At 59.2% G+C, this 4,414-nt stretch carries 2 protein-coding genes; both read left to right on the top strand.

What is annotated here, in order from left to right:
• Window positions 1–376 (top strand): prolyl oligopeptidase family serine peptidase (locus tag EN893_RS20405; protein ID WP_164900981.1); only part of this gene is annotated, 376 nt, incomplete at its 5' end.
• A gap of 833 nt (window positions 377–1,209) precedes the next feature.
• Window positions 1,210–4,414, top strand: a 3,205-nt coding sequence (locus EN893_RS20400) for a Ulp1 family isopeptidase (RefSeq protein ID WP_245490871.1), incomplete at its 3' end; no start/stop codon positions are given.

The raw sequence follows: 4,414 nt of genomic DNA, 5'->3' as shown, positions 1-4,414 counted from the left end.
CTACAAGGTCGCCGTCGCCAAAAACGGCTGCTTCGACAACAGGATAGACAAGACCTGGTGGAACGAACTTTGGATGGGGTGGCCGGTCGGCATTGAATATTCGCAATCCTCCGCCGTTGACAATGCTCACAGGCTGCAGGGCAAGCTGATGATCGCGGTCGGCGAAATGGATGATAATGTCGATCCGTTTTGCTCGTTCCAGCTTGCCGATCGACTCATCAAGGCAGGAAAAGATTTTGACATGGTCTACGTTCCTGGTGCCAATCACCATACTCTAGGCACCTACACCGAGCGCAAACTCCTAGACTTCTTCGTTCGCAACATTCTCGGTCAGACCCCGCCCGACTGGAACACCAAACCGATCGAGCTGGAATAGCTTGTGGCTCTTGCAATTGTTAGCTCGCCTTATCAGCTGTAATCAGGGCGAGGCGCGAGCAAATCTGCACCGAAGGACGATCGTGGAGTCTAGGACTTGCGCTGCGTATTGAGGATCGGCTCGCCGCGGCGTTGGTCTGAGCAAACTGCTTGATAGGCACGCCTGCAGACCGCGTGTGTGCGATTGCAAGATCCCCTATCAGCCTGGTGTGAAGCGTTCAGGGGAAAAGCCGCACCCAACGCCGCTTCCGCTCGCCGTAACGCTACGGCGGTGCGGCCCACCGATCCGCTCGACGAGCATTGGAACACATAGGTCCCCGAACGGACGATTGCCTTGGCAATAGAAGACCCTCGTCGGTCATCGCCGCTGTGGGTGGCAGCCCGTCGGTCTGGAGCTGCCACGATTCTCATCCTCGCGTCACATATGAGCTGAAGCTTTCCGGATCGGGTATCCAATCGGCATCCAGTTGCTCGGCGATATGGTTGAATTCTGCCCTCAGGACAAGAGTGAGTAGAGCAGCCCCGCTACGAAAATCCCATCCTGGTTCGTTTGACGCATCGACTATTCAGATTGATTGGCGTGATACCCGGCGCGGCCGCAACACGCGAGGCCGTCAACCGCTGAGCAGAAAACCAGCCTTCGCCTTCCGCGGCGGCGGACCTCGTCAGCCTCTCGAAAGCTTGCCTGAGTAGGTTGCTCATGTGATCTGTGGAAGTGAGGATAGCGTGCACCCGTACAAACTAGACATTCATCGTGGCAGCTTGGCTGCAGGTGCAGCACGCCGTACCGCACGAGCAAGCGGACAGGCCGGCCAAGCCGGTTTTGAGCAGCACTTGGGCGAACTGCAGGCGGCGGACGAGTTGATGGGTGCGCTAGGCGAGGAGGTCCTCGTCAATGGCTCGCATGGTAAAGGTGAGTTGAGACCAACGAAGAGGCAGAGGATCCAAAGCAATCTGCAGCATGCTGTCACTGAGCGGCAACCAGGTGAGGTTGGCAACTCAGGCGCTCGCGTGATGATGCAACTCCCCACCGATCAGGTGGGTACATCGGAACGGGAGGCGCAACTTGTGATGCAGGGGGACGAGCACGAATACACCCCAGCACCGCATCTCGACGGGTCGATGCCCTCGACAGTGCAGCCGGATCGTCCAATTGTGGTCCCCGACGGTGCCGACAAGCGTCCTGTTTATTCCAACGATGCCACCGCCATCGAAGGGCTGAAGTCAGCACTCCTTGCGGGTAAAGCCAGGCCGGACACGGTCACTCGCAGCACAAATTCTCTTTTCGGCTTTAGTCGTTGGCTCTTTCAAAACAACAAGCCAGGGCTTGCTGCTCGGCTTTACCATCCGTCGCTGAGCCAGGATCTCGAGGAGTACGAGAGTAGGGGTGGTTCCTCCACCGTGGCTGGCGCACTGCGTCAATTGATGAAGTCGATGGGCGGAGCCGGCCCGATTGTGGGTCGCGCTGTCCTGAACCCCCATCCTGACGACGCCGCGCTCACCAGACATTTCAGATCCGCGAGCGGCTACGCAACTGCTCTTAACCATTTCAGTCATTACCTACGTCAAAATGACAAGCTCGGAATTGCGGGTCGCATTTACGATAAATCGCTGGATAAAGATGTTGAGAGCTACAAGGCCGCCTCCTCTAATGGTGGAGCTCCGATCGAATCTGCGCTGGTTTATCTCCGCAAGAACCCGCCGCGCGTTATACTCGGGAATCATCTGGAAAACGCGGTCAGCATGGAGGCTCGTCCCCGTGGCGACGCTGCTCAGCATACCGCACCACAGCAGGGATTCGATTGGCCAGAGGAGCTCCTGCCGGTAGGTTATAAGGAGGGCACCGATCTACCATTGTCTCTCGCCCCAACCGCGCACCAACACCAAGCGCCCGACTTTGGAGAGGCCGTCCCTCACTTGAACTGGCGCCACGGCGACCAGGGCGCCCCGGAGGAGCTGGTAGCTGCACGGGACAGGAGCAGCCCGCTGCCAAGCGAGGCGGTGCCACATAAATCTGGACGGGGACTCGCTACGCAGCCCAGATTGTGGGCGGAGAAATCCGCCTCGCCAGAGCTCTTTCGACGGCGGGCGGAGCAGGCTCTGCCGGCGTCCGCCAGAGGTGTGGAGACATCCTCCGCGGTTGATGAAGCCGCGCAGGCCGCTCGCCAAGCTTTGGCTTGGTTGCAGCAGGAGATGGAGGGGATCGAACCGATGCAGGATCCTCATGAGGTGGCTACACCGGAATGTGAGGCGCAGCTCGTCAGGCAGAGGGATGAGCACGAATCCACCCCAGCACCGCATCCCGGAGGTGGTGGGTCGATGCCCTCGACAGTGCAGCCGGATCGTCCAATTGTAGTCCCCGACGGTGCCGACAAGCGTCCTGTCTATTCCAACGATGCGACCGCTATCGAAGGGCTGAGGGCAGCATTCCACGCGGGTAAGGCCAAAGCGAACACGGTCACTTACAATGTAAATTCTCTTTTCGGCTTTAGTCGGTGGCTCCTTCAAAACAACAAGCCAGGGTTTGCTGCTCGGCTTTACCATTCGTCGCTGGATCAGGATCTCAAGGAGTACGAGAGTACGGGTGGTTCCTCCACCGTGGCTGGCGCACTGCGTTACCTCAAGAAGTCGACAGGCGGAGCCCCGATTATGGCTCGCCCTGTCGTGATCCCCTATCCTGACGATGCCGAGCTCATTAGAAATTACAGAGCCGCTTCGACCAAGGAGTACCTGGCAGCGCCTGCGACCGGACGGAATCCAGATACCGTGGGCGGCTATACAAATTTTCTTAGACATTTTAGTCAGTACCTGCGTCAAAATAACAAGCTTGGGATTGCGGCTCGGATTCACGACAAATCGCTGGATAAAGATGTTGAGAGCTTCAAGGCTGTCTCCTATGGTAATAGGCTAAGTATCAGTTCTGCATTGGCTCACCTCCGGGATATCCTGCCGCGCATTGTGCTCGGGCGCGAAACTGTCCTTTCTGCTCATCCGGCAGACGCAGTCACCAGGCGCGTTGGGGCCGCTGCTGAAGCTGGGCCAGCGGCACCGGCAAGAGCTCCCCAACCCGCCTCGCCAGCAACCGCTAGGCTGCCAGGCACCTACCGCGGCCTTCCACTGGTTGATGTGACCACACTGACTACCAGTTCCTCTGGGGCTCAGATCGGGGCGCTCGATCCGACAGCCCCGTCCAACGTTGCAACGGGGCGGGTGCTCGGCGCCGCCGAATGGCTGAGCGACGCCCATATCCAGAGAGATTACAATTTGCTGGAGGGGCAACTGCAGGGGATCAATCCGGCGCTCGCTGCCCGGACTCGGCTGGTGGATCCTTCCGTATCCCATCTACTGCGACACACGTCGCCGCAAGACGCTCGAGGCATATTGCAGTCCATCTATAATCAAAACAACGCCACAGCCGACTTCCTGTTCTTGCCAGTGAATAATGGCACGGCTACTAGCCCCGGCACCCATTGGTCGCTGCTGCTCGTTGATCGCCGCGACCCGGAAAGGCGGTTCGCCTATCACTACGACTCCCTCCAGCGAGAGGGATATAACGACGTGCCTGCAAAACAGCTCGCAGGACTGCTGAATGCCACCTTGGCGCCAGCCCCCATGGCCAGACAGACGAACCATTATGATTGCGGCGTATTTGTCCTGGAGGGCACGTGGGCGCTGGTTGAACGATTGGTGAAAGGGCAGCGGCCAGACCACGAGCCGCTGCCCCTCGACAACCTCGTTGCCGATCGGCAGGCGCTGCAAGACCGGCTAAGGAGGCGCTTGCCGCACGAGGAAGAGCCGCGGCAGCTGCTGGAGGATGAACCCGCCTCCCCACCGATGATGGCATTCGAGCCAGGGGAACTGCGGCAACTGTTGGAAGACGAGCCTGCCTCCCCACCAATGATGGCGTTCGAGCCAGGGGAACTGCGGCAACTGTTGGAGGACGAGCCTGCCTCCCCACCAATGATGGCGTTCGAGCCAGGGGAACTGCGGCAGCTGTTGGAGGATGAACCCGCTTCCCCAACGATGATGGCGTTCGAGC

Origin of the sequence: Mesorhizobium sp. M7A.F.Ca.CA.004.04.2.1 (genome assembly GCF_004022825.1) — a bacterium.
In the GTDB taxonomy this organism is placed as follows: domain Bacteria; phylum Pseudomonadota; class Alphaproteobacteria; order Rhizobiales; family Rhizobiaceae; genus Mesorhizobium.
Note: the sequence above shows the minus strand (reverse complement) of the source record. Positions and strands in the feature narration are given on the sequence as shown.